The 26431-nt window shown below is 66.2% G+C and carries 21 protein-coding genes and 1 tRNA gene; 17 read left to right on the top strand and 5 right to left on the bottom strand.

The genetic code is table 11. From position 1 onward, the window contains the following. Positions 1-101 precede the first annotated feature (101 nt). The 7 genes from AC2IR1_RS08480 to AC2IR1_RS08450 are packed head-to-tail and all read left to right on the top strand — an operon-like array spanning position 102 to position 8093. Positions 102-1457: an extracellular solute-binding protein gene (locus AC2IR1_RS08480; protein ID WP_486475843.1), complete on the top strand. Its 1356-nt coding sequence runs from the start codon at positions 102-104 to the stop codon at positions 1455-1457. Beyond that, a complete protein-coding gene (locus tag AC2IR1_RS08475; RefSeq protein ID WP_486475842.1) occupies positions 1454-2863 on the top strand; it encodes a carbohydrate ABC transporter permease in 1410 nt (469 codons plus the stop codon). Before AC2IR1_RS08480 ends, AC2IR1_RS08475 begins: the two co-directional genes overlap by 4 nt. A gap of 8 nt (positions 2864-2871) precedes the next feature. After that, positions 2872-3711: a carbohydrate ABC transporter permease gene (locus tag AC2IR1_RS08470; RefSeq protein ID WP_486475841.1), complete on the top strand. Its 840-nt coding sequence runs from the start codon at positions 2872-2874 to the stop codon at positions 3709-3711. Then, positions 3711-4766, top strand: a complete 1056-nt coding sequence (locus tag AC2IR1_RS08465; RefSeq protein ID WP_486475840.1) for an ABC transporter ATP-binding protein — start codon at positions 3711-3713, stop codon at positions 4764-4766. The genes AC2IR1_RS08470 and AC2IR1_RS08465 overlap by 1 nt, the downstream gene beginning before the upstream one ends. Further along, positions 4763-6268 (top strand): glycerophosphodiester phosphodiesterase, encoded by a 1506-nt coding sequence (locus tag AC2IR1_RS08460; RefSeq protein ID WP_486475839.1) that lies wholly within the window; start codon positions 4763-4765, stop codon positions 6266-6268. Before AC2IR1_RS08465 ends, AC2IR1_RS08460 begins: the two co-directional genes overlap by 4 nt. Next, entirely contained in the window at positions 6265-7281 is a 1017-nt protein-coding gene (locus AC2IR1_RS08455) for a LacI family DNA-binding transcriptional regulator (protein WP_486475838.1), read from the top strand. Before AC2IR1_RS08460 ends, AC2IR1_RS08455 begins: the two co-directional genes overlap by 4 nt. Before the next feature lie 2 nt (positions 7282-7283). Further along, positions 7284-8093, top strand: a complete 810-nt coding sequence (locus AC2IR1_RS08450) for an inositol monophosphatase family protein (RefSeq protein WP_486475837.1) — start codon at positions 7284-7286, stop codon at positions 8091-8093. Positions 8094-8157: 64 nt separating this feature from the next. Here the strand turns inward: AC2IR1_RS08450 and AC2IR1_RS08445 are convergent. Then, positions 8158-8244: transfer RNA gene (locus tag AC2IR1_RS08445), tRNA-Leu, on the bottom strand. Positions 8245-8406: 162 nt separating this feature from the next. Here AC2IR1_RS08445 and AC2IR1_RS08440 point away from each other — a divergent pair. Further along, positions 8407-9246, top strand: coding sequence for a rhomboid family intramembrane serine protease (locus AC2IR1_RS08440; protein WP_486475836.1), 840 nt, complete (start codon positions 8407-8409; stop codon positions 9244-9246). Positions 9247-9362: 116 nt separating this feature from the next. Here the strand turns inward: AC2IR1_RS08440 and AC2IR1_RS08435 are convergent, their stop codons facing one another. Next, positions 9363-10151, bottom strand: a complete 789-nt coding sequence (locus AC2IR1_RS08435; protein WP_486475835.1) for an inositol monophosphatase family protein — start codon at positions 10149-10151, stop codon at positions 9363-9365. Positions 10152-10307: 156 nt separating this feature from the next. Next, entirely contained in the window at positions 10308-11222 is a 915-nt protein-coding gene (locus tag AC2IR1_RS08430) for a LysR family transcriptional regulator (RefSeq protein WP_486476387.1), read from the bottom strand. Between the two features lie 92 nt (positions 11223-11314). Between AC2IR1_RS08430 and metF the strand changes: the two genes are divergently transcribed. Further along, positions 11315-12181 (top strand): methylenetetrahydrofolate reductase [NAD(P)H], encoded by an 867-nt coding sequence (gene metF, locus AC2IR1_RS08425; RefSeq protein ID WP_486475834.1) that lies wholly within the window; start codon positions 11315-11317, stop codon positions 12179-12181. A gap of 171 nt (positions 12182-12352) precedes the next feature. Then, positions 12353-12826 carry a PaaI family thioesterase gene (locus tag AC2IR1_RS08420; protein WP_486475833.1) on the top strand — a complete coding sequence of 158 codons (474 nt, stop codon included), beginning with the start codon at positions 12353-12355 and terminating at the stop codon, positions 12824-12826. Positions 12827-12885: 59 nt separating this feature from the next. Here AC2IR1_RS08420 and AC2IR1_RS08415 read toward each other — a convergent pair whose 3' ends face one another. Beyond that, complete coding sequence (locus AC2IR1_RS08415) at positions 12886-13956, bottom strand: DUF2235 domain-containing protein (RefSeq protein WP_486475832.1); 1071 nt, start codon at positions 13954-13956, stop codon at positions 12886-12888. After that, positions 13940-16246 carry a xanthine dehydrogenase family protein molybdopterin-binding subunit gene (locus AC2IR1_RS08410; RefSeq protein ID WP_486475831.1) on the bottom strand — a complete coding sequence of 769 codons (2307 nt, stop codon included), beginning with the start codon at positions 16244-16246 and terminating at the stop codon, positions 13940-13942. The genes AC2IR1_RS08415 and AC2IR1_RS08410 overlap by 17 nt, the downstream gene beginning before the upstream one ends. Before the next feature lie 260 nt (positions 16247-16506). Here AC2IR1_RS08410 and AC2IR1_RS08405 point away from each other — a divergent pair, with 260 nt between their 5' ends. The 7 genes from AC2IR1_RS08405 (at position 16507) to AC2IR1_RS08375 (ending at position 26426) form a co-directional block, all read left to right on the top strand. Then, positions 16507-19632, top strand: a complete 3126-nt coding sequence (locus tag AC2IR1_RS08405; RefSeq protein ID WP_486475830.1) for a valine--tRNA ligase — start codon at positions 16507-16509, stop codon at positions 19630-19632. Positions 19633-19744: 112 nt separating this feature from the next. Then, positions 19745-20668 carry a LysR substrate-binding domain-containing protein gene (locus AC2IR1_RS08400; RefSeq protein WP_486475829.1) on the top strand — a complete coding sequence of 308 codons (924 nt, stop codon included), beginning with the start codon at positions 19745-19747 and terminating at the stop codon, positions 20666-20668. 166 nt (positions 20669-20834) lie between these two features. Then, positions 20835-22463: an ABC transporter substrate-binding protein gene (locus AC2IR1_RS08395; RefSeq protein WP_486475828.1), complete on the top strand. Its 1629-nt coding sequence runs from the start codon at positions 20835-20837 to the stop codon at positions 22461-22463. 69 nt (positions 22464-22532) lie between these two features. Further along, positions 22533-23474 (top strand): ABC transporter permease, encoded by a 942-nt coding sequence (locus AC2IR1_RS08390; RefSeq protein WP_486475827.1) that lies wholly within the window; start codon positions 22533-22535, stop codon positions 23472-23474. Continuing rightward, positions 23471-24340, top strand: coding sequence for an ABC transporter permease (locus AC2IR1_RS08385; RefSeq protein ID WP_486475826.1), 870 nt, complete (start codon positions 23471-23473; stop codon positions 24338-24340). The genes AC2IR1_RS08390 and AC2IR1_RS08385 overlap by 4 nt, the downstream gene beginning before the upstream one ends. Next, positions 24337-25371, top strand: coding sequence for an ABC transporter ATP-binding protein (locus tag AC2IR1_RS08380; protein ID WP_486475825.1), 1035 nt, complete (start codon positions 24337-24339; stop codon positions 25369-25371). Before AC2IR1_RS08385 ends, AC2IR1_RS08380 begins: the two co-directional genes overlap by 4 nt. Beyond that, positions 25368-26426, top strand: coding sequence for an ABC transporter ATP-binding protein (locus AC2IR1_RS08375; protein ID WP_486475824.1), 1059 nt, complete (start codon positions 25368-25370; stop codon positions 26424-26426). The genes AC2IR1_RS08380 and AC2IR1_RS08375 overlap by 4 nt, the downstream gene beginning before the upstream one ends. Positions 26427-26431: the final 5 nt, after the last annotated feature.

Genomic DNA, 26431 nt, shown 5'->3' with positions numbered 1-26431 from the left:
CCTACAAGAAACTCTAAAAAAACGGTCATCGGCCTCCGGTAGTGATGGCGTTGCACACGAGTGCAAACCTGATCACGCAGAGAGCAAGGCATCGTTCCTCCATGACCATCCTTTCCCTTTCCAAGCGCCTGACCCTGTCGGCGGCCCTGCTGGCCTCCACCGCCGCGGCCGGTCTGGCAGAAGATTACACCATCACCGTCTGGTCCGGCGGCACCGGCGACAGCGCGAACTACCGCGTCGACAACATCAAGCTCGCGGCAGAGCAGCTGATGCGCGAAGCCGCGATCCGCGGTGAAGAGCTGAACATCACCATCGAAGGCCAGACCTGGTCCGGCTGGGACGACTTCAAGCAGGCCGTCACCCTGGCCGCCGAATCCGGCGACGCCCCCGACATCATCGTTTCGGGCCACGAGGATATCGGCCCCTGGTCCCAGGCGGGCATCATCCAGCCGGTCGAGGATTTCGTCTACTTCGACCAATGGCCGCTGAACCAGCTCTATCCCAACCTGGTCGACGTCGCGACCTACAACGGCGTGGTCTGGGGCATCCCGCAGGACGCCGAAGCCCGGGTGATGTTCTGGAACCGCGAAGGGTTCAAGGCCATCGGCTGGACCGACGCGCAGATCGACGCCCTGCCGCAGCGCGTGATCGACGGCGATTACACGCTCTACAACATGCTGGATGACGTCTACGCCATGCAGGAGGTCGAGGCCGTGGCCCCCGGCCAGGGCTTCATGCCCCGCGTGTCGAACGGCCCGGACTACTGGCAGTTCTACCAGTCCTTCGGCGGCGAGATGACCGACCCCGAAACCGGCAAGCTGGAACTGGATACCGAGGCGCTGACCGACTTCTACCAGTTCTTCGTGGATGCCGTCGCAAAGGGCGTGGTGTCGCAAAGCTACCTGGGCGGCAACTGGGACGACTGGCACCGCGCGGTGTCCGGCCTGACCGCGGGCGCATGGCACGGCGGATCCTGGCACTACGCCCAGTGGACCCGCTCCTTCGGCATGGACAGCTTCTTTGACGACGTGCAGTTCACGCTGATCCCGGCCGGCAATGCCGACGGGCGCGCGAACTCCATCACGCACCCGCTGGTCTACCTGCTGGGCGCCGGAAACTCCGACGATGAGGCGACCATCGCGGCCGAGCTGATCTCCATCGCCTCCGAACCGCGCCTGAACGCCATGCACGCGGTCAAGTCCGGCCACCTGGCCATCGGCGAAGAGGAAGTCACCGTGCCCCTCTACGCCGAGGACCGCTGGCTGACCGAAGCCTCCGAAGGGTTCCTGCCCTACGTCAACGCGATCCCGAACGATGCCGATTTCGGCACCTACTGGACCGCGATGTACAAGGGCCTGGAGAACGCATGGACCGGCACCATGTCCGTCGAAGACGCCGTGGAAAACGTGAAGTCCGACGTGACCTCCGCCCTGGGCGACAAGATCATCGTCAAATGAACATGCGTGCAATGACGGACGGGGCGGCACAGGCCGCCCCCTCCACCTCCCCCACCGCCGATGGCACGGCCCCGGCAAGACCGCCGCGCCGCCGTGGCCGCCCCCGGATCAGCCTGCTGGGCCTTGCGATGCTTGCCCCGTCGCTGATCCTGCTTTGCGCCTTCTTCTTTGCCCCCGCGATCTTCACCGGGGTCTTTGCCTTCACCAACATGTCGACCTCCACCGGGATCGGGAAAGGGGACTGGATGGTCACGCCGGTGCTGCTGCGCGACCTGCGCGATACCGGCCTGACCGAAGCCGAGGAGACCCAGATTTCGTCGGCCACCTTCGTCGTCGATGACGCGCACCTGGCCCGCGCCAGGGAGGCCGGGGTCGATGACCGCTTCCTGGCCGATATCGAAAGCCGCCTGTCCGGCAAGACCTACGAGACGCCCCGCGCCTTCCAGGGCGACCTGCGCAAGCTGCCGAACAAGCCGCGCTCCGCCCGGGATCTGAAGGCTGCAGCAGACTATTTCTCGGTCTCGATCCTGAACCGCCGCTTCGCGACAGAGGCCGATTTCACCGCGGCGCTGCAGGACTTCGCGCCAGACCTGGCGCCCGCAACCCGCGAGATGGTGACCAGCGCCGCCTATACCGGTGCCGTCTTCACCACCGCCAACTTCCGCACCCTGCTGGACCGCCGCGACACGGTGCGCATCATCGGCAACACCTTCCTCTACGTGGCGCTGACGCTTTGCTTCAACGTTGGCGTGGGCCTCTTCCTGGCCATCACGACCTTCTACCTGCCGAAACGCGCGGGTGCCCTCTTCAATGCCGTCTGGCTGCTGCCGCGCATCACGCCGGTCGTGCTCTATGCCACGCTCTGGCAATGGTTCACCTGGGAAAACGGCTTCGTCTACATCATCGCCGACACGCTGGGCCTGCCCGCCTACAACTACATGAAGGCCGGCATCACCTCTGCCTGGACGATCATGATCCTGTCCAACGGCTTCGTCGGGGCCTCCTTCGGGATGATCCTCTTCTCCGGCGCGCTGCGTGCGATCCCGGTGCAGCAGCTCTGGGCGTCGGAGGTCGACGGGGCCTCGCGCTGGCAGCAGATCCGCCGGATCATCCTGCCGCAGCTGCGCTGGCCGGTGCTGTTCGTGACCTCCTACCAGACGCTGTCGCTGCTCTCTTCCTACGAGCTGATCTGGCTGACCACCGACGGCGGTCCCGGCACCACCACGACGGTCTGGGCGCTGGACGCCTTCAAGACCGCGCTCTGGGCCTATTCGGGGGAATTCAAGTACGGGCTGGGTGCCGCGATGGCGCTGATCCTGGTGGTCGTGGGGCTGACCCTCTCCATCGCCTACCTGATCCTGTTCAAGTTCGACGACCTGGTGGGCCGTCCCAAGATCGAGTTCTGAGGTCCCCCATGTCGCAACACTCCCTCACCCGCAACTTCTCCATGATCCCGGTCCTGGTGATCCTGGGGCTGGTGTCGCTGCCGCTGCTGGCGATGTACGGCTTCCTGGTGATCGACAGCTTCACCGATGCCCCGCCGGGGTCGCTGATCCCCGACCGTTTCACGCTGGAGCATTGGAAGTTCCTCTATGACTTCTCCATCGTCGGCAATGTCTGGATCGCCACCAAGAATTCGCTCATCCTGGCCTTCACCATGGTGGCGATCACGCTGACGCTCTCCTCCACCGGGGGCTATGCCATGTCGCGGCTGAACCTGCCCTACCGGCGGTTCTTCCTGGCTACCGTGCTGGTCATGCATGCCTTTCCCGGCGTGACCCTGCTGATCGGCACCTTCCTGGTGCTGAACATGAGCGGGCTCTACAATTCCATGATCGGGGTCATCCTGGTGAAGGGCGCGCTGTCGCTGCCCTTTGGGATCTGGATCATGAAGGGCTTCTACGATGCCGTCCCGTGGGAGATCGAGATGGCCGGCGTGCAGGACGGCGCGAGCCGTTTCACCGTCTGGCGCCGGCTGATCCTGCCGCAGGTCAAACCCGGCCTCGTCGCGCTTGGCGTCTTCGCCTTCCTCGACGGCTGGGGCGAATACCTGCTGCCGCGGATCCTGGCCCCCTCTGCCGATTTCGAGGTGCTTTCCATCTTCCTCAAGGAAGCGTCGATCCCCGACTCGGTCGAATACAATTTCAACATCTTCAAGGCCGTGGGCATCTTCTACACCCTGCCCGTGCTGGTGCTCTTCGTGGTGTTCCAGAACCGGCTCATGAACATCTTCGGCGGAGGCACGAAAGGCTGATGCAACTTACCCTCGACAAATTCTCCAAGAGCTTCGGTTCGACGGACGTGATCACCGACCTGGACCTGACCGTGAACGACGGGGAAATGCTGGCCCTGCTCGGCCCCTCGGGCTGCGGCAAATCCACCACGCTCTTCGCCATCGCGGGCATCCACCGGGTAAGTGGCGGGCGGATCCTCTTCGGGGAACAGGATGTCTCCGAACTGCCCAGCCAGAAGCGCAACGTGGGCGTGGTGTTCCAGAACTACGCGCTCTACCCGCACATGACCGTGGCGCAGAACATCGCCTTCCCGCTGGAAGTGGCGGGCCATGACCGCGACGCCATCCGGCGGGAGGTTCAGGCCATCGCCGAGATGGTGCATATCGAGAAGCTGCTGAACCGCAAACCGGCAGAACTGTCGGGCGGCCAGCAGCAGCGTGTCGCCCTGGCCCGGGCCATCGTGCGCAAACCTGCCGTGCTGTTGCTGGACGAACCGCTGGCCAACCTGGACGCCAAGCTGCGGCTGGAAATGCGCTCGGAAATCCGGCGGATCCAGCAGGAAACCGGCATCACCGCGATCCTCGTGACGCATGACCAGGTCGAGGCCATGTCGATGTGCGACCGGGTGGCGATCATGAACGAGGGCGAGATCCTGCAGATCGACAGCCCGACCGACATGTACCGCGCCCCCCGCACCCGCTTTGTCGCGGGCTTCCTGGGCAATCCGCCCATCGTCTTTGCCGAAGGCATCAGCGACGGTCGGGGCGACGTGGACCTCACGGGGATGAAGCTGCCCCTGCCCGCCCGGCTCGAAGGTCTGCCCGCTGGCCGGGCCCTTTCGCTCGGCATCCGGCCGGAACATTTCGGCGGCAATCGCGGCATCCCCGTCTCCGGCACGATCCGCTTCGTCGAACCCCAGGGGCGGGAAACGCTCTTCGATGTGATGCTGCCCAATGGCGTGGTCCTCCGCTCGATCCAGAACGTGCGCGAGGATCTGCGCCTGGGCGACGCGGTGACCTTCAACCTGGATACCGAGGCCGTGCTGGTCTTCGACGAAGCGGGGGCACGCCTGTGACCCTTGCCCCCCTGTCGCCCGCGCGCCATCAGCCCACCCAGCCCTTCCCGAAGCCTCATGGCCGCCCGGCCTGCATCGCCCACCGGGGCGCGCAGGCCCATGCGACGCAGAACACCCTGCGCGCCTACGAGATCGCCGCCGACCTCGGCGCCGACATGTGGGAGATCGACCTGCGCCTTACTGCCGATGGCGTGCCGGTCTCCTGCCATGATGCCTCCACCGGCGCGGTCTTCGGAACCGACCTGCAGATCGCCGAAACCCCCTTTGCCGATCTGCGCGCCGCCGTGCCCGGGGTGCCCACGCTTTCAGAGATCCTGACGCTGGCGAAGGCCCGCGGCTGTGGCCTCTATATCGAGCTGAAGGCCCCCGGCGCCGGCCCCGCGGCCCTGCCGCTCCTGCAGGGTTTCGGGGCCGCGGCGCTTGGCTCCTTCGACAGCGCGCTGGTGCGCGAGGTCATCGCCGCCGGCTGCCCCTGGCCGGTGTCGGTGCTGGTACGGGTGGGCGAGGATCCCCTTGCCCGCGCTGCCGAAAGCGGCGCCGACACGGTGCACCTGTGCTGGGAACGCGGCTCCGACCGGCCGCAGGACCTGGTCACGCCCGCGCTGCTGGACGCCATCGCACAGGCGCAGCTTGGCCTTGTCCTGTGGCACGAGGAACGGCCCGACGTTCTGGCGGATCTCGAAAAGCTCCCCTGCCTGGGGATCTGCACCGACCAGCCGGAACTGATGCGGGGGCGCCGTGCGGGGGAGTTTCCCGGGATCGAAGTCGTCTGCCACCGCGGCATGAACCACATCTGCCCGGAAAACACCCTCGCCTCGGCGCGGCTGGCCTATGACTGGGCCTGCGACTGGCTGGAACTGGACGTGCACGAAACCCTGGATGGCGAGATCGTGGTGCACCACGACGCGACCGTCGACCGCTGTTCGAACGGCACCGGCGCCATTGCCGCCATGACCCTGGCAGAGCTGAAGGCGCTGGATATCGGCGCCTGGAAGGCCCCGCATTTCGCGGGTCAGCGCATCCAGACCCTGCGGGAGGCAATCTCCCTGTGCCAGTCCCTGGGCAAGCGGATGTACATCGAGAACAAGTTCGCGCCGGTCGAAAAGGTCTGGGCCCTGGTCTGCGAGATGGGCTTCCAGAAGGATTGCTTCTTCTGGTGCTGGGACATGGGCTGGATGGTCGCCCTGCGGAAGCTGGCGCCCGAGGCGCTGATCAAGTCCAACATCTCCCGCCATGCCTCTGTCGACCAGATGATCGAGGAAGTCGCACCGCAGATCTGCGAGATCGGCGTCGAGGCCTGGGAACGCGATGCTCCTCTCTGCCGCGAAAGGGGCATCGTGCCGATGCTGCAGTATTTCAGCGACGATCCTGCGGTCTTCGACAGGATCGCCGCCTGGCGTCCCGAGATGATCAACCTTGACCGGGCCGATCTGCTTCTGGCAGCCCTGAGGCGGCAAGCGCTCCGTCCGGGGGCGAAGGTTCGGGAAAGCGGCAGCGCATGAGCGACGACAGACCCCGCGGCCCGGTGACGGCCAGCGACGTGGCACGCCTGGCAGGCGTGTCGCGCTCCGCCGTGTCGCGGACCTTCACCGAAGGCGCCTCCGTCGCGCCAGAGACCCGCAAGAAGGTGATGGAGGCCGCGCGCTCCCTTGGCTACCGGGTGAACTTCCTCGCCCGATCCCTGAAGGAACAGCGGACGCGCCTGGTGGGGCTCGTCGTTTCGGACATGGATCACAGCCTGCGCGCCCACCTTGTCGACAGCCTGAGCCGCGCGCTGATCGCTGCCGACTACCGCCCCGTCCTGCTGCCCACCACCCGGGGGGAGGACACGCGGAAGGTCATCGACATGATGCTGCATTACAACGTCTCGGGCGCCATCGTGACCTCCGACGCCTCCCCGCAGGAGATCGTGGAGGAATGCGCGCGCCATGACGTGCCTCTGGTTCTGGTCAACAAGGCAGAGATGGGCGGGCGCGTCGCCAATGTCACCCAGGATACGGATCTGGCCGGGAAGCTGGCCGCCCGCGCGTTGAAGGAGGCGGGCTGCACCCGCATCGCCCTGGCGCGGCAACGGCGCAGTTCCCACACGATCGACCTGCGCTGCGATGCCTTCCTGGCAGAGGCGCGAACGCTGGGGATGGAGCTGGTGACCACGGTGACCGGCGCCGCGCAGAACTATGCCGGAGGCCAGGAAGCCGCCGCCGCCTTCCTGGCCCACCCGTCCGCGATCGACGGCGTCCATTGCGCCAACGACTTCTTTGCCCTGGGTTTCATCGACGCCCTGAAGGCCGCCGGACTGGCCATTCCCCGCGATCTTGCCCTGGTCGGCTGCGACGACATTGCCGAAGCCGCCTGGGGCGCCTATGACCTTACGACAATACATCAGCCCGTGGCGGAGCTGACCGAGGCATCCATTTCCGCTTTGCTCGCCTGCATATCGGACAGGAACGCCCGCCCGGGCCTCACCAAGATCGGCGTCCACCTGGTGCGCCGCGGAACGACTGCAAGACCGTAGACATGACCCCTTCCCCGAACGCCGCGCGTGCCGAACGGACCACGCTTGCCCGCAAGGCCATCGCGCAGGCCGCCACGCTGGCGAAAGAGCATTTCCACCATCTGGATCGCCTGGACATCGAAACCAAGTCAGGTCCGCAGGATCCCGTCAGCCAGGCCGACCGCGAAGTCGAGGATCTGCTGCGGCAGGCGATCTCCCGGGCCTTCCCGGAGGACGCGATCCTGGGCGAAGAGCGGGGAATGGAAACCGGCAACACCGGTTGGACCTGGGTCATCGACCCCATCGACGGCACGGCCCCGTTCCTGCATGGCCTGCCCAGCTGGACCGTGGTGATCGCCCTGCTGCACGACAACGAAACGGTCGCCGGGTTCATCGCGGAGCCCTGCCGCGCACGGCTTTACACCGCCGAAACCGGCGGCGGCGCCTGGCTCGAAGAGGCCGGTGCGCCGGCGCAAGAGCTTTCGGTGTGCATGGCGCCGGACATGGCGGGGCAGATCATTGCCTGCGGCCCTGGCGGCCCGGCCCATGCCGCACGGATCGGCCGGATCGTCACCCGCATCATCGCCTCCGAAGCAAGTTTCATGCGCAACGGATCTGCGGCGCTGAGCCTCGCCCAGGTCGCGGCCGGTCACTATGGGGGGTTCCACGAACCGGAGCTCTCTGCCTGGGACTGCCTTGCCGGAAGGCTCCTCGTGGCGGAGGCCGGTGGCCGAAACGCCCCCTTCGACATGACACGCCCGACGGCTCGGCAGCCGGTCACCTCTGCCGGTCCCGGCCTTTTCGACGCGCTGACGGAGCTGGTGGAGGGCTGAAACCGGGGAGCCCCCCTGCGGAGGCCCGAGCCGGAACCACGCAGAGATTTCTGCGCCGGGGGCGTGGTGCGGGCGACGGGACTCGAACCCGTATGCCAATGAAGGCGCAAGATTTTAAGTCTCGTGCGTATACCGATTTCGCCACGCCCGCAGATCACGCCGAACAGCTTTCGCACATGGCCGCGGCCAGTTCAAATGCTTGAAAGGTCGCCACCGGCGTTTTCAGGGCGCGGCGCCGGCATGTCACCCGGCCCGGCGGACCGATGCGGCCTTTTCGCTTGACCTGCGCCCGCCCCGGCCCCAGCTATGCGCCATGTTCCCATTGCGCGATCACAACCCGTCGGGCCGCACCGCCTATGTCACCTACCTGCTGATCGCGGCGAACGTCCTGGTCTTCATCAGCTACGCCGGTCTGCTGGGCGACCAGCAGGCGCTCAGCCAGTTCTTCGCAAGCTACGCGATGATCCCCGCCCGGGTCGCCTCCGGCGATGGCGCATATACGCTGCTGACCTCGATGTTCATGCACGGCGGGTTCATGCACCTGGCGGGCAACATGCTGTTCCTGTGGATCTTCGGCGACAACCTCGAAGACGAGATGGGCCCGCTGAAGTTCCTGGGCTTCTACCTGGCCTGCGGCATAGGTGCCGGACTGACCCACGTCATTTCCGCGCCGGGATCGACCGTACCCACGGTGGGAGCCTCCGGCGCCATCGCGGGGGTCATGGGCGGGTACCTGCTGCTCTATCCCAAGGCCAAGGTGGACCTGCTGATCATCATCATCGTGTTCTTCCGCATCATCCCGGTGCCGGCCTGGCTGATGCTGGGTTTCTGGTTCGCGATGCAGCTGTTCAACGGTGTCGGCGCCGATCCCACCACCGGCGGCGTGGCCTACTGGGCCCATACCGGGGGCTTCGTCTTCGGCATCCTGCTGACCCTGCCCGTCTTTGCCAGACGCGGCGGCACCGCCTACTGGAACGTGAACCAGGGCCGTCCGCCGAACCCCGCCGCCGAATACCGCTTCTCCCGCTCTTCGATCCCCAGCGTGCGGCGCGGGCAAGGCCCCTCGCACGGGACGACCGAACGCGTCGAAAGTTCCAGCGTGATCCCCCGCGCAGGGCGCAAGCGCAGGCCGCCTCGCGATCCCTGGCGCTGAGCCATCCATGGTGCCCGCCCCAGCCCATCCCCGAACGATCGTCCAAATGCAAAAGGCCCGATCCTGCGGACCGGGCCAAATCGCCGAAACGGGTCACATCCGCCGAAGCGGATGGGTCACGCGTCGCGGATGATCTTGGAGAACTTGTCGAACAGCGGTTCGTTGGCGCAAAGCACGGAGCCGTCTTCGAGGATATCGCCGCCCACTTCGATGGGTTCGATGAAACCACCGGCCTCGCGCACGATGACCAGGCCCGCAGCCAGGTCCCAGGCGTTCAGGCCGCGTTCCCAGTAGCCATCGTAGCGGCCCGCAGCCACATAGGCCAGGTCGAGCGAGGCAGCCCCCCAGCGGCGCACGCCGGCGCAGGCGGGCATCAGGCGTGCCAGGTCCTTCAGCGTCGCCGGAAGGTTCCGGCTGGCGGCGAAGGGAACGCCGGTGGCGAAGACCGCCTCGATCATCCGCATCCGGCCAGAGGCCCGGATCCGCATGTCGTTCATCCAGGCGCCCTCGCCCTTCTCTGCCATGAACATCTCGTCCTTGGCGGCATCGTAGATGACACCGGCGACGATCTGGCCCTTGTGCTCCAGCGCGATGGAAATCGCCCAGTGCGGCATGCCGTGCAGGAAGTTGGTGGTGCCGTCCAGCGGATCGACGATCCAGCGACGGGTCGGATCCTCACCGGCGATCTCGCCGCCTTCTTCGGCCAGCCAGCCATAGGAGGGACGCGCGCCCAGAAGCTCTTCCTTCAGGATCGCCTCGGCGGCGATATCGGCACGGCTGACGAAATCGCCTGCGCCCTTGACGGAAATCTGCAGGTTCTCGACCTCGCGGAAGTCCTTCACCAGGGACCGGCCCGCCTTGCGGGCGGCTTTCATCATGATGTTGAGATTGGCACTGAAGGACATCGGGCAGCTCCTGTGTTCGAAAGGCGCGTATAGACGTCGAGGCGCCTGTTGCCAAGGGCCTGTCCCCGCCCGCATGGCAGGTTTTCGGGCCTTTTGCGCAGCATCCGGCGCGCACCTTCGTCAGCACCGCCCTCAGCACTGGCCTCAGCATTGTCCTCAGCGCCGTCCCTCGCCCTGCAGCTTGACCGCCTCCGTCCGGGCCAGGCGATTGAAATGGGCCATGAACGGCTTGGTGGAATCCTCGCTCCGGCAGGCGGCATACATGCGACGCGACATGCTGCCGTCCCCGATGGGACGCGTCACGTAGTCCGCGTGATAGCGCACCTCCCGCAGGACCCAGTCCGGCAGCACGGCAACACCGCGCCCGGAGGCCACCAGCAACAGGATGACCTCGGTCATCTCGACCTTGCGCTGCGCGGCAGGTTCGACCCCCGCAGGGCCCAGCAACATCTTGAACACGTCCAGGCGCGGGCGCTCCACCGGGTAGGTCAGCAGCGTTTCGGTGGCCAAGTCCTCCGCCACGATGTGGCTCTTGGAAGCAAGCGGATGGGTCGCCGCCGCGACAAAGACCGGGGAGTAGTCGAAGAGCGGGGAAAAGGTGATGCCCGGCTTCTCCTCCGGATCGGAGGTGATCACGACATCGACCTGCTCCCGCTCCAGCGCCTCCATCGCGTTGAAGGCCAGGCCGGGGCGGATATCGACATCGACATCGGCCCAGGCCCGCCGGAACAGCGCCAGCACCGGCAGCAGCCAGTCGTAGCAGGCGTGGCATTCCAGCGTGATGTGCAGCCGCCCGGCGCTGCCTCCGCGCAGGTTGTCGAACTCCGCCTCCAGGGCCTCGACCTCCTCCAGCACCCGTTCGGCCACACGCAGCATGCGCATCCCGGCAGAGGACAGCCGCATCGGCTTGGTCCGCCGCACGAAAAGCTCCATCCCCGCCTGTTCCTCCAGGCCCTTGATCTGATGGCTCAAGGCGCTTTGGGTGATGTTCAGGCTCTCCGCCGCACGCTGCAGGCCGCCGGTCTCGTGGATGGCCCGGATCGTGCGCAGATGTCTCAGCTCCAGATGCATATGCAATGCGCCTCATGATTATCGTGAGAATTATGAAGTTGTCTCACTTTGCCATATCGGCGACAAGAGCTGAGTTTTACCAGGAGAGATCCATGTCCGTCCCCGCCGTTTCCTTCGAATTCTTCCCTCCGAAGAACCTCGAGGCTTCATTCCGCCTCTGGGATACCGTGCAGGTGCTCTCTCCGCTCATGCCGCGCTTCGTCTCCGTCACCTATGGCGCCGGCGGCACCACGAGAGAGCTGACCCGGGATGCCGTGGGCACCCTGCACAAGAACACCGGGCTCAATGTCGCCGCCCACCTGACCTGCGTGAATGCGACCCGGGAAGAGACCCTGGCCATCGCCGAAGGCTTTGCCGAGGTCGGCGTGACGGACATCGTGGCCCTGCGCGGCGATCCCCCCAAGGGTGAAGGCAGCTTCACCCCCACGCCGGGCGGCTTTGCCAACTCTATCGAACTGATCGAGGCGCTTGCCGAGACTGGCAAGTTCACCCTGCGCGTCGGGGCCTACCCCGAAAAGCACCCCGAAGCCGCGGATGCCGATGCCGACATCACCTGGCTGAAGCGCAAGATCGACGCCGGCGCGGCCGAGGCGCTGACCCAGTTCTTCTTCGAGCCGGAAACCTTCCTGCGGTTCCGTGACCGCTGCGTGAAGGCCGGGATCGAGGCGCCCGTGGTGCCCGGCATCCTGCCGATCGAGAACTGGAAGGGCCTGCGCCGCTTTGCCGAGGCCTGCGGCACCGCGATCCCCGCCTGGCTGGACGATGCCTTCGACAAGGCCATCCGCGACGACCGCCAGGATCTTCTGGCGACCGCGCTTTGCACCGAGATGTGCGAAAAGCTGATGTCCGAAGGTGTCGACAAGCTGCACTTCTACACGCTGAACAAGCCCGAGCTGACGCGCGACGTCTGCCACGCCCTGGGCGTGACGCCCAGCAGCAAGCTGGAAAACGTCGCCTGACAGGCCGCGAACCAGATCCGAAACATGACACCCGGCGCCCCCAGCGTCGGGTGTTTTGCCATCTGCCCTCCTGCGATCGGCCTGCCTGATATTTTCTCGCCCGGAACGAAAACCGCATTGCGGTTGCGAAAACCGACATGCGGGATTACCTTTGGGGTGGGAGGAGACGACATGACGGGACAGGTTCAAACCATCCGGGCCGAAATGACCGGGCTGGAGGCGTTGCGCGCGATCATCACCGGTGACAGGCGCGGCCCGCCGATCGCCGAGGTGCTGAACTTCCATCTGGAGTTGGCAGAAGAAGGTCTGGTCGTCTTCGCCGGCACCCCCCTGCCCGACTTCGCCAACCCCGCCGACACGGTGCATGGCGGCTGGTACGGCACCATCCTGGACAGCTGCATGACCTGCGCGGTGCTCTCGCGTCTGCCTGCGGGTCGCGGCTGCACCACGCTTGAATTCAAGGTCAACATCCTGCGTCCGATCCCCTACGGGATGAAGGTCCGCGCGACGGGGCGCACCCAGCACGTCGGGCGCACCACGGGCGTTTCGGTGGCGGAACTGACCGGGGTGGACGACGGAAAGCTCTATGCCACCGGGTCCACCACCTGCGCCGTCCTGGCCATGCCCCCCGGCGCCATCTTCTGACCGGGCGGAAAAGGTCGCTCAGGGCAGGCGAGAGGTCAGGCGAGAAGTCAGACCAGGAATCAGGAGTGATGCGCCAGCTGACCTTCGCTCGGATAGGTTCCACGGGCCAGCGCACTGTCATGCAGCCGTTCCGACGGATCCGCCCCCACGATCCTCGGCTTGCGCAGCAAGAAGAGCTTGGCCACCCCACGCCACTGCCCGACAGAGGGGGCGTGGATATCCATCGGGAAGCGGTCCCGCCAGCCTGCGGGCAAGGGCAGGCCATGGAATTCGGCCAGGCCCAGCATCCAGACCAGCGGCAGGTTGGACAGCGGCCTTGCCGCGTCGAAACCACCCAACTGCCCGCCGACATCCCCGTGGGTCCCCGGAAACCAGACCTGCTCCAGCCGCCCACGCCAGTCCGGATCGCTTTTCCACATCACCGGGGCATAGACCTGCCGGGTTTCTTCCAGCGCCAGGGCGTGGAAGCCGGCCTTCACGCAGGACGACAGCGCGTGGTTGTGGAAGGCGTGCTTCACCTCCGCCAGGCGCCAGATCAGCGGCAGCCGCAGGCCGAGGCTCTTGACCGTATCGAAGGCGCCGATCATCTCGATCTCCACCTGCTCGTGGCACTCCTTCTTGCGAAACGCGCGGATCGTCTCGTCGCTCGCGCCATCCTGGTACAGCCGGTAGGCCTGGCGCACGTTTCGCTCCGTCGCCCGCGGGCCGCGGATAAGCCCCACCCGGTCAATGACCCCGGCCAGGGACCGCACCGCATAGGCGCCACGCGAATAGCCGAAGAAGTAGATCTTGTCGCCGGGCCGGTACCGCGATGCGAGATAGCCGTAGGCGGCGCGGATCTTGCGATTGATCCCCCGCCCCATGATCACGTCGAGGGTGTTGCTCCAGCTGTCCCACTGGATCCCCGCCTCGTAGTAGACGGAGAGCCCGGCACCGCGCTTTTCGTCAAGCAGCTTGTAGATCAGGCCCACGTTCGTCTCCTCCCCCGGCAGGAGGGAGGACATGGTACCGTCCAGGATCACGACGTGAATGATGGGTCCCCGCGCAGTTGCGGCGGAAGCACGTCGCTGGCGGCGGAACCATCCGCCCGGCCGAAGCCGGGCGATCAGGCGTTCAAGCGGCCGCTTCACTGCCTTCCGAGGCCTCCCTCAGAAGGGTCCAGACCCGTTGCGGGGTGAAGGGCATGTCGGCGCGCGCCACACCCCGGCTGGCCAGCGCATCCATCACCGCGTTCGACGCGGCCGCCATGGATCCCACGGTGCCCGCCTCGCCGCAGCCCTTCATCCCCATGGGGTTCTGGGTCGAAGGCACCGGTTCCGTGGAAAATCCGATCATCGGCACGTCGGAGGCACGGGGCATCGCATAGTCCATGAAAGTCGCGGTCAGCAGCTGCCCATCCTCGTCGTAGGTCACGTTTTCCATCAGGACCTGGCCGACCCCCTGCACCACCCCGCCATGCACCTGGCCCTCTGCCAGCATCGGGTTGATCAGATTGCCGAAGTCATCGACGACCGTGTAGGCCACCAGGTCGACCTCACCGGTCTCGGGGTCGACCTCCACCTCGGCGACATGGGCGCCGTTGGGATAGGACCGGCCCGGCAGCTTGGCCTTCTGTTCGTGAACCAGCAGGTCGGTACGGCCCGCCTCCCGCGCCATTTCCGCCACGTCGATCATGGTCGGCGCCGCGTTGGACCCCTTGATGCGGAAACTCTCGTCATCGAAACTGACATCCTCCGCCGAGACTTCCATCTTCTCCGCCAGGAAGGCGCCGAAGGCATCGGTCATGGTGCCCACGACCGCCAGCGTCGCGTTGGACTGCGTGGTGACCGAACGCGATCCCCCGGTGCCGCCCCCCGTGGCGATGCGGTCGCTGTCGCCCTGGACGACGCGGATCAGCTCCATCGGGATCCCTGTCTGGTCGGAGAGGAAGCGGGCATAGACCGTTTCGTGTCCCTGCCCGTTCGACTGCGTGCCGACGTAGATGTTCACGGTTCCATCCTGATTGAATTCGACCTTCGCCGTCTCCGACGGGTCCCCCAGGATAGACTCGATGTAATAACAAAGCCCCAAGCCACGCAGCTTGCCCTGCGCCTCGGAGGCGGCGCGCCGCGCGGCAAAGCCCTGACGGTCAGCGGTTCTGCCGACCGCGTCCAGCAGCCGGGGGAAATCCCCCACGTCATAGCTTTCGCCCGTGACGGTCGCATAGGGGAACTGGTCCGGCGCGATGAAGTTCTTCTGCCGCAGTTCCCAGGGGTCGATGCCCAGGTCGCGGGCGGCGTAGTCCATCGTGCGTTCCAGCAGGAAGATCGCCTCCGGCCGGCCCGCGCCACGGTAGGCATCGGTCTGGGTGGTGTTGGTGTAGACGCCTTCGGCTTCCAGCAGGGCCGTCTTGATGTCGTAGACACCTGTCAGAACGCGGGCAAAGAGGTGGGTCTGGATCAGCTGCCCAAAGTTGGAATTGTAGGCCCCCAGATTGTACAGTGTCTTGACGTGATAGGCGGTGATGCGGTGATCGGCATCGAAGCCCATGGTGACCTCGTGCACCAGGTCCCGCGCGCCATTGTCCGACAGCATCGACTCGGTCCGGTCCGCGGTCCAGCGCACGGGGCGCCCCAGTTCCCGGGCAGCAAAGGCGCACAGCACGTATTCGGGATAGGTCTTGGCCTTCATGCCGAAGCCGCCACCGACATCCGGGTGGGTCACGCGGATCTTGTCATCGGACAGCCCGAAGAGGCCCGCGACCTCCTTCTTGGCCCCCCAGACGCCCTGCCCGCCAAAGCACAGGTGCAGCTTGCCGTCGGCCCATTCGGCAAAGCAGCCTCGCGGTTCCATCGAAACGACCATGACCCGGTTGTCGACGACTTCGGCCTTCACCACATGTGCGGATCCTGCCAGCGCGGCCTCCGTCGCATCGGCGTCGCCCACGGCATAGTCCACCGCCAGGTTGCCCGGCACCGCCTCGTGCACATCGGCCGCATGGGGCCCGCGAAACACCTGCACCGGCAGGTCGTCGTAATCCAGTTCGATCAGCTCTGCGGCATCCTTTGCCGCGGCAAGGCTTTCCGCCACGATCAGCGCCACGGCCTCTCCGGTGAAGCGCAGTTTCCCTTCCGCCAGAAGGGGATGACGCACTTCGGCGGCAGAGGAGCCATCCCTGTTCGGGGCCAGCGACGCCCCCAACCCACCGGTCAGACCCGCGGCGTGCAGCTCCGCACTTCCGACAACCAGGTGGACCCCTTCGACCTCCCGCGCGTCTTCAAGGTTCAGCTCCGTGATCGTGGCATGCGCCACCGGAGACCGGAATATATAGGCATAGAGAGCGCCCTCCGGCGCGACATCGTCGGCATAGCCCCCCTTGCCGGTGACGAACCGGATATCCTCGACACGTTTCACCGGCTGGCTGCGACCGAACTTCTCCATGACCCGCTCCCTCGATTGGTCTTGGGATGAGACTAACTTCTCCCCCCGCATAGTCCATAGCGGTGACGGTCATTTGTCATGTCCTGCGCCGGATCGGCCTCCGGCCGCCGGGCCGAAAGGCACCGACGCGATACCGACGTTGCACCGACATGTTACCGACGCGGCTTTCAAGGGCCCCTAAACGCTGCGAAGGCTTCACCTTCCCGCCCCCTTGCGCTATCCCCTCGGCCCAGAACCCGAGACGACAGGGGACCATCGACATGGCCATGGAAAAGACCTTCGACGCCGCCGCTGCGGAACCGCGCATTGCCGCAGCCTGGGAAAAGGCCGGTGCCTTCAAGGCCGGCGCCAACGCGAAACCCGGCGCCGAGACCTTCTGCGTGATGATCCCGCCGCCCAACGTGACCGGCGCGCTGCACGTGGGCCATGCGTTCAACAACACCCTCCAGGACATCCTGTGCCGCTGGCACCGCATGCAGGGCATGGACGTCCTCTGGCAGCCCGGTCAGGACCACGCGGGCATCGCGACCCAGCTGCAGGTCGAAAAAATGCTGGCGGCGCAAGGCAATGAAAGCCGTCGCGAGCTTGGCCGCGAAAAGTTCCTGGAAAAGGTCTGGGAATGGAAGGGCAAGTACGGCTCCACCATCATCAGCCAGCTGCAACGCCTTGGCAGCAGCTGCGACTGGTCGCGCAATGCCTTCACCATGGCGGGCGCGCCGGGCGATCCCCGGACGGGCCATGAAAACAGCCCCAACTTCCACGATGCCGTCATCAAGGTCTTCGTGGAGATGTACAAGAAGGGCCTGATCTACCGCGGCAAGCGGCTGGTGAACTGGGACCCGCATTTCGAGACCGCGATTTCCGACCTGGAGGTCGAGAACATCGAGGTCGCGGGCCACATGTGGCACTTCAAGTACAAGCTGGCGGGGGGTGAAACCTACACCTACGTCGAGAAGGACGAGGACGGCAACGTCACCTTCTCCGAGGAACGCGACTACATCTCCATCGCCACCACCCGGCCCGAAACCATGCTGGGCGACGGCGCCGTGGCCGTGCACCCCGATGACGAGCGTTACGCGCCCATCGTCGGCAAGATGGTGCACCTGCCGCTCTGCGACCGCCTGATCCCGATCGTCACCGACGAATACCCCGATGCCTCCTTCGGCTCGGGCGCGGTGAAGATCACCGGGGCGCATGACTTCAACGACTACATGGTCGCCAAGCGCTGCGGCCTGCCCATGTACCGCCTGATGGACATGGCCGGGAACATGCGCGCCGACGGCAACGACTACGAGACCTGCGTCGCCCGTGCCCGCGAAATCGCCGCAGGTAGCGATGCCACCGAGATGGAAATCGACACCCTGAACCTCGTGCCCGAGAAATACCGCGGCATGGACCGGTTCGAGGCCCGCAAGGCCGTGGTCGAGGATATCACCGCTGCCGGTCTGGCCGTCATGACCACCGCGTCGGACGCACGTCTGGGCGGCAAGCGTCCCGATGGCGAGGAAGGCGAAGAGATCGTCCCCCTGGTCGAGGCGAAGCCGATCATGCAGCCCTTCGGCGACCGTTCGAAGGTCGTGATCGAGCCGATGCTGACCGACCAGTGGTTCGTCGACAGCGAGCAGATCGTGAAGCCCGCGCTGGATGCCGTCCGCGAAGGCCGCACCAAGATCATGCCCGAGAGCGGCGAGAAGACCTATTACCACTGGCTGGAAAACATCGAGCCCTGGTGCATCTCGCGCCAGCTGTGGTGGGGTCACCAGATCCCCGTCTGGTACGGCATCGACATGGGCACCCTGAAGCAGGGCGGCGAAGGTGAGCTGGACCTCGTGGACATGCTGACCCTCTTCGTCGATGACCACATGGTCCACATGGGCGATGTCGAGGCCTGCGGCGCCGATGTCGATGCGGTGCTTTCGACCTTCAAGGACCTGAACGCCGATCTGCCCTCCCCCCTCAGCCATGCCCGCATCGTCGAGGTCGAGGACAAGAAGGCGGCGCAGCAAGCACTGGCCGAGAGCCTGGCCGAGTTCACCGCGACACAGGATCCGACCAGGCTGGTCTACCCGATCTGGCGCGATGCAGATGTGCTCGACACCTGGTTCTCCTCCGGCCTCTGGCCGATCGGCACCCTGGGCTGGCCGCAGCAGACGCCGGAACTGGAAAAATACTTCCCCACGGACGTGCTGATCACCGGTGAAGACATCCTGTTCTTCTGGGTCGCCCGGATGATGATGATGCAGCTGGCCGTCGTCGATCAGGAGCCCTTCCACACCGTCTACCTGCACCAGCTCGTCCGTGACGAGAAGGGCAAGAAGATGTCGAAGACCACCGGCAACGTCATCGACCCGCTGGAAATCATCGACGAATACGGTGCCGATGCCCTGCGGATGACCAATGCCTCCATGGCGGCCATCGGCGGCGTGCTGAAACTGTCGGAAGAGCGCATCAAGGGCTACCGGAACTTCGGCACCAAGCTGTGGAACGCCACCCGCTTCGCGGAAATGAATGGCGTCTACGAAGGCGGCGCGCCCTCGGCCGAGGTGCCCGCCGCGACCGCCACGGTGAACAAGTGGATCATCGGCGAAACCGCCAAGATCCGCGCCGACGTCGATGCGGCCCTGGAAGCCTTCAAGTTCAACGAGGCGGCCCTGGGCCTCTATGCCTTCGTCTGGGGCAAGGTCTGCGACTGGTACGTCGAATTCTCCAAGCCGCTGCTGGACGACGGTGCGCCGGAACAGGCCGAAACCCGGGCCGTGATGGGCTGGGTCATCGACCAGTGCCTGACCATGCTGCACCCGATCATGCCCTTCATCACCGAAGAGCTGTGGTCGACGACCGCGACGCGCGACGGGCTGCTGTGTCACAACGACTGGCCCACCTACGGGGCTGACCTGATCGACGCCGAAGCCGACGCCGAAATGAACTGGGTCATCCACCTGATCGAAAGCATCCGCTCCGCCCGCGCCCAGATGCATGTGCCCGCCGGTCTTTACGTGCCGCTGGTCGTCACCGGCTTCTCCGACACGGCGAAGACGGCCTGGGCGAACAACGAGACGCTGATCAAACGGTTGGCCCGCGTTGGTGAACTGGAAGAGGTCGCGGAGTTCCCGAAAGGGACGATCACGCTGCCCGCAGAGGGCGCAACCTTCGGCCTGCCTCTGGCCGACGTGATCGACGTGGCCGCGGAAAAGGCACGGCTGGAAAAGACCCTGCAAAAGCTGGCGAAGGAAATCGGTGGCCTCGCCGGTCGCCTGAAGAACCCCAAGTTCGCGGAAAGCGCCCCGGCGGAGGTCGTGGCGGAAACCCAGGCCAACCTGGACGCCCGGCAGGATGAAGAGGCTAAGCTGAAGGCCGCGCTGGAGCGTATGAACGAACTGGGCTGACCCGCCCGGATCCAAGGAAAAGGCCCGCCCCTTCGGCGGGCCTTTTGCATTTGGCGCGCTTGACTTCGCCTTCGCCCGGCGCACCATGTCCGCAGACTTTCCGGACAGCCAGATGCGCCACGTTCTCCCCCCGCTCCCCTCCCTCACCGCCTTTGAGGCCGCCGCCCGGCACGGCAGCTTCACCCGTGCCGCGGAGGAGCTGAACATGAGCCAGTCGGCAGTCTCCAAGCGCATCGCGAGCCTGGAAGACTGGCTGGACATCCGCCTGTTCGAACGGGTCCGACAACGTATCGTCCTGACCGAGGCGGGGGAGCATTTCCTGGCCCGCGTCCGCGCCGCGCTGGAGATCATGGACGAGGCGACGGTCGAAACCCTGTCGATGCGCCCCCATGCCAGCACGCTGAACCTCGCCACGCTGACGTCCTTCGGGCACTACTGGCTGTCCCCGCGCCTGGGCCACTTCGCCGCCAGCCATCCGCATATCACCCTCAATGTGACGACGCGGAAATGGCCCTTCGACTTCAAGCAGGAAAACACCGACGCCGCGATCCTCTACAGTCCCGCGCCCTGGGCCGGCGGCACCTCCGTCCGGCTGTTCGGGGAAGAGATGATCCCGATCTGCGCCCCCGGGGTGATCGCCCCCGAAGACAGCGGGGCACTGGCACGCCTGCCGCTGTTGCACCACCGCGCGCGGCACCATGACTGGCAAAACTGGCTGACGGCCGGCGGCATCACGGGGGTGAACGCGTTTCGTGGCAGCCGCTTCGAACAGTTCGACATGATCATCCGCTGTGCCGCCGGGGGTCACGGCATCGGCCTGGTGCCCAGTTTCATGGCAGTCGAGGATCTGGCGGCGGGCAAAATCGTACAGCCCTTCCGGCGTGGCATGACCAGTCAGCAGGGCTACTACCTGGCTCACCCGCCCGCGAAACAGGGACATCCGGCGCTGATCGCCTTCAAAAAATGGCTCTTCCGGCAGATCCCCCTGACCGACCGCGTGATCGACCCGAACACCTCTCATTCCGAAACGGAATGAACTCTCGCTGTTTTATCGTTTTGCCTGTCACGGCGTAGGGGCTAGCCCTGAGCTACAGCGGACGCATGCTCAGGCGCCGCCAACCGCCAAAGGGACCACGAAGCCCGGCGGCAGATGGGACCGCAACGCCCGCAGGCGGATACGGCCCTGCCAACAGGAGAACGAAATGATCAACTCCCCCCGCGCGCGGGCGGCTGCAGGCATGCCTGCGGCCAAGGCCCTGCGTCTTGCCCCCCTCGCCCTGCTCACCGCCCTTGCGCCCAGCCCGCTGAAAGCACAGCAGGACGACACGATTACCCTTGGCCGTCTGCTGGACGCCGACCGCTACGATCCGCAACGCAGCTCGGCCCTGGCAGCGGCAGAGGTCCTCTACATGCTGGGGGATACCCTCGTCACGCTGAGCCCCGATCAGCGCACCGTCGTACCCGAGCTGGCGGAAAGCTGGGACGTGTCGGAGGACGGTCTGACCTATACCTTCCACCTTAAACAGGGCGTCACCTACTGCAGCGGCAAGGCTTTCACCGCCTCCGATGTCGTCGGTTCGATGGAACGCTGGCTGGAACCGGAAGCCCCTTCCGTCAGCACCTGGCGCGCGGGCGAGGTGGACAGCATCACCGCAGCCGATGACTACACCGTGGTCTACAAGCTGAAGAAGCCTGCCTCCAACCTGTTGTTCCAGATGGCATCCTTCAACTTCATCATCATCAACCCCGATCAGGCCAGCGAGCTGGGCGACGATTTTGGCGTCACCGGCTTTGACGGCACCGGTCCCTTCTGCCTCGACAGCTGGTCGCCGCGCGACGAGGTCGTGTTGAGCCGGCACGAGGGCTACAGCTGGGGCGATCCCTCTCTCGGCAATCCGGGCCCGGCGCAGGTTTCAAAGCTGATCTGGAAGATCGTGCCTGAATCGGCCACCCTCGTCGCCACCATTCCCGCGGGGGAGGTCGATGCCTCCTACACCCTGCCCGGCTGGGCCATCGCCCTGTTCGAAGCAGATCCCTCGGTTCAGCTGCTGCGCCCGGAAAGCTCCTATCGCACGCACTATACGGGCATGAAGATCACCCGCCCCGCGCTGCAGGATATCCGCGTGAGAGAGGCGATCACCCACGCCATCGACCAGGACGCCATCGCGGAAGGCCTGTTCTTCGGCAATGCCACGCCTGCGGTCTCCTACTACGCCGAAACGGTGCTGGACTTCCCGGCCGACACCGACACCCACTTCTACACCTACGACCCCGAGAAGAGCGCCGAACTGCTGGCCGAGGCGGGCTATACCAAGGACGACGACGGGTTCTGGGAGAAGGACGGCGAGCCGCTGGTCCTGACCTACTACGGTTTCAGCGAGACCCTCTCGCGTGAGATCGCAGAGGCCGTGCAGGGCGACCTGCGCAAGGTCGGCATCCAGGTGAACGTGGAAAGCTACGACTCGACCGCGATCTGGGCAAAGCTGCGTGAACCCACCTACGACCTCTACGAGATGTCTTACCCCTACGTCTCTGCCGGTGATGCGCTGAACCTCTACTTCAACTCCGCCTCGATCCCCTCCCCCAACCGGATGGAATGGAACGATCCGGAGACCGATCAGCTGATGGATGCGGGCAATTCCGCCGTCAACGACGCCGACCGCGCTGCCGCCTTCGAGGAACTGACCCGTCACGTGCACGAGGCCGTGCTGTGGAAACCGCTGGTGGAGGAAACGCCGACCGTGGTCGCCAACACCCGGATCGCGCCCTTCGAACCGGCGGGCATGTCCGGTGCCGTCTTCGACAGCGGCCTGAACCTGGCCATCAAGTAAGCCAGCGGAGGGGGCCGAGACCGGCCCCCTCCCCCGAATGCCTCCCTCAGGACCTGCCGGAGAAGACCCATGGCCGGACGCCTCACCCATCGCCTGCTCACTTCCCTCGTCGTGCTGACCGGCGTGCTGCTTGTGGGTTTCCTCATGCTGCAGGTCATGCCTGCCGACCCCGCCGCCGCCATTGCCGGTGCCCAGGGCACGGCGGAGGAGATCGCGGCAATCCGTCGCCACCTGGGCCTGGATCAGCCGATCATGGTGCAATTCGCCCTCTACCTCTTCCGGGTCGTGCAGGGAGATCTGGGATCCTCGATCATCAACAATGCCAGCGTCCTGACAGAGCTGGTGAAGGCCGCCGGACCGACGCTGGAACTGATGTGCGCCGCCATGGCCTGGTCCCTGCCGCTCGGGCTGGTGCTGGGCATTGTCGCGGCGCTGCGCCGGGGCGGGCTGATCGACCGCGCCGTCATGGCCGTATCGGTCGCCGGCGTTTCCCTGCCCGTCTTCTGGGTCGGCCTGCTGCTGGTGCAATTCGCGGCGAAGACCCGGGCCTTCCCCATCCAGGGTCGCAACGGCTCCGTGCTCAGCCTGGATGGGTTCCCGCATGTGGTGCTGCCCGCCGTCACACTTGGCCTGATCCTGCTGGGTCCGATTGCCCGGATGACCCGCACAACGCTGTCCGAAGCCCTGAATGCCGATCACGTCCGCACGGCCCGCGCAAAGGGGGCCGGACCCGCCCGTGTCGTCCTGCGCCATGCCTTGCGCACCGCGCTGCTGCCGATCATCACACTGATCGGTCTGCAGGTCGGGATGCTGATGGGCGGCGCCGTGGTGACCGAGACGATCTTTTCATGGCCCGGCGTCGGTCGGCTGGCGGTCAGCGCCATCAGCGCCGGCGACTACCCGATGGCCCAGGGCGCGATCCTCTTCCTCGCCACGACCTTCATCCTCGTGAACGTGGCGGTCGACCTGCTGTCGGAACTGGCCGATCCCAGATTGAGAGGCCGCCAATGACCGATCTTCCCCTCGCCGCCTCCGAGATCCCCGAAAGCTCTGCTGCGCGCACCTGGCGACGGCTTCGCCGCAAGCCCGGGCTGGTGATTGCGGTCCTCGCACTGCTGGCCCTGATCCTGTTCGCCCTGGTCGGTCCGGTGATAAGCCCCTTCGATCCATATGATACCGCCCTGCGATCACGGCTGAAGGGCCCTTCGGCCGAACATTGGCTGGGCACCGACAGCCAGGGGCGCGACATGGCAACCCGCCTGATGTACGGCGCCCGCACGACATTGCTTCTGGGCCTGTCGGGCGTGGCGATCGCCGCCCTTCTCGGCGGGACGATCGGCCTCCTCGCGGCCTTCTACAGGCGTCTCGACAACGCCCTCATGCGGATCGTCGACGTCCTGCTTTCCTTCCCGTCGATCCTTTTCGGCCTCTCGCTCGCTGCCATGATGGGGCCGGGGCTGGACAGCCTGATCACCGCCATCGGCCTGTCCCTGATGCCCGGCATCGCGCGGATTTCCCGAGGCGCCGCGCTCTCGGTCATGGCGCAGGATTACATCGACGGCGGCCGTGCCATCGGCCTGCCCGACCGCACCCTGATGACCCGCTACCTGCTGGCCAATGCCCTGGCGCCGATCCTGACCTACGTCACGCTGGCCTTTGGCGATGCCGTCCTGCTGGCAGCCTCTCTCGGCTTTCTCGGCCTCGGCCTGCAACCGCCAATGGCGGAGCTCGGCTCCATCGCGGCAGAGGGCCGCTCCTTCCTCTTCATCGCGCCGCATGTCTCCTTCGCGGCCTCGGCGCTGATCTTCCTGATCGTGCTTTCGGTGAACCTTCTGGGCGACGCCCTGCGCGATGCATCGGATCGGAGGGCCGCATGAAACCCATGGCTGCAACGGACATAACACCCGACACGACGATACCCGCCCCGCTGCTGGAGGCCCGTGGGCTGACCGTCACCTTTGCAACAGATCAGGGCCCCCTGCGCGCCGTGGATGGCGTTGACCTGTCCATCGCGCCCGGGGAGACCCTGGCCGTGGTCGGGGAATCCGGGTCCGGCAAATCCGTGCTGTCACTGGCGGTCATGGGCCTGCTCCCCGCATCCGCCCGGATCGAGGCCGATAGCCTGACCTTTGCCGGCCGCGACCTGCTGGCCCTTGCAGAACCGGAGCGCCGGAGCCTGCGCGGCACCCAGATGGCGATGATTTTCCAGGAGCCCGCCACCGCCCTGAACCCGGTGCAGCGGATCGGCGACCAGATCGTAGAGGCGATCCGCCTGCACGAGGATCTGCCCGCCCGTATCGCGCGCGCCCGCGCGGTCGAGGCGCTGGCGGCCACCGGCATCCCCGCACCCCGGGAACGGGCGCGCGCCTTCCCGCACCAGCTCTCGGGCGGGATGCGGCAACGGGCGCTGATCGCCATGGCGCTGGTGCACCGCCCCCGCCTGCTGATCGCCGATGAACCCACGACGGCGCTCGACGTGACGGTGCAGGCGCAGATCCTCGACCTGATCCGCGATCTGGCGCGGGAAACCGGGACCGCAACCCTGTTCATCACCCATGACATGGGGGTGGTGGCGGAAATGGCCGACCGGGTCAGCGTGCTCTACGCAGGCAGGCAGGTGGAAAGCGCCAGCGCGCGGGCCCTCTTCGACGGGCCGGAGCATCCCTATTCCGTCGGCCTGCTCGGCGCCATGCCGCAGATGAACACGCGGGGCGAACCGATGTTGCCGATCCGGGGCACCGTGCCGGATCCGCGCCGCATGCCGCCCGGGTGCCACTTCCACCCGCGCTGCCCCTTTGCCACCGATCTCTGCCGCCGCGCGCGACCGCCGATGCGGCAGATCCGGCCCGGGCAGAACACCGCCTGCCATCTTTCGCCATTGCTCGACACGCTGGGAGATCCCGCATGACAGCCCCGCTTCTGGAACTGGTCGGCATCCGTCGGGATTTCGACGTCACCCGCGGGCTTTTCGGCCCTCGCCGCCTGCTGCGTGCCCTGGACGGGATCGACCTGCGCATCGGCGCGGGGGAAACCGTGGCGCTGGTGGGCGAGTCTGGCTGCGGCAAGTCCACGCTTGGCCGGATCGTGGCAGGCCTGCTGCCCGCCACCTCGGGCGAGATCCTCTTCGAAGGCCATCAGCCCGCCAGCGGCAAGGCCCGCGCCCGGCAGATCCAGATCATCATGCAGGATCCCTTCGGCGCGCTGAACCCGAAGATGTCGGTGGGAGAGCTGATCGCCGAACCGGCGCTGCTACATCAACTGGTCACCCGCCGCACGGCCCCCGCCCGCGTGGCGGAGCTGCTGGAGCTGGTCGGCCTGCCCCCTGCCGTCGCCGGGCGCTATCCCCATGCCCTGTCCGGCGGCCAGCGGCAACGGGTGGCCATCGCCCGGGCGCTGGCCACTGATCCCCGGCTGATCGTCGCGGACGAAGCGGTAAGCGCGCTCGACGTGTCGGTGCAGGCACAGGTGGCCAACCTCCTGAAGGAGATCCAGGCCAGGACCGGGGTCAGTCTTCTCTTCATCTCCCACGGGCTGTCGCTGGTGCATCACATCTCCGACCGCGTCGCGGTGATGTACCTCGGCCGGATCGTGGAAGAGGGCCGCGCCGAGGTGCTCTTCTCCGCGGCGCGTCATCCCTACACCCGGGCCCTGATCTCCGCCACGCCGGAGCCGGTCCCCGGTGGCGAAGGCGGACGCATTCCCCTGACAGGCGAAGTGCCAAGCCCCCTCGCCCTGCCCTCCGGTTGCCGGTTCAGGACCCGATGCCCCCACGCGACGGACTTCTGCGCCAGTGCCGATCCCATGCTGACTGGAGGCGATCATGCCACCGCGTGCCATTTGTCCGGCAGCTTGCCGGACTGGTCGCGGCGCCCACCCGCCCCGGCGCCGCGCCTGATGCGCGCCATCGACCTTTACCGTGCCGCCGCCCGTGCCCAGGCGGCCACCCCCGAAACCACCGCCTGACCGGA

This window comes from Pseudooceanicola sp. NS-SX8, from assembly GCF_057380755.1.
This window is presented reverse-complemented; position numbering and strand designations above follow the sequence as displayed.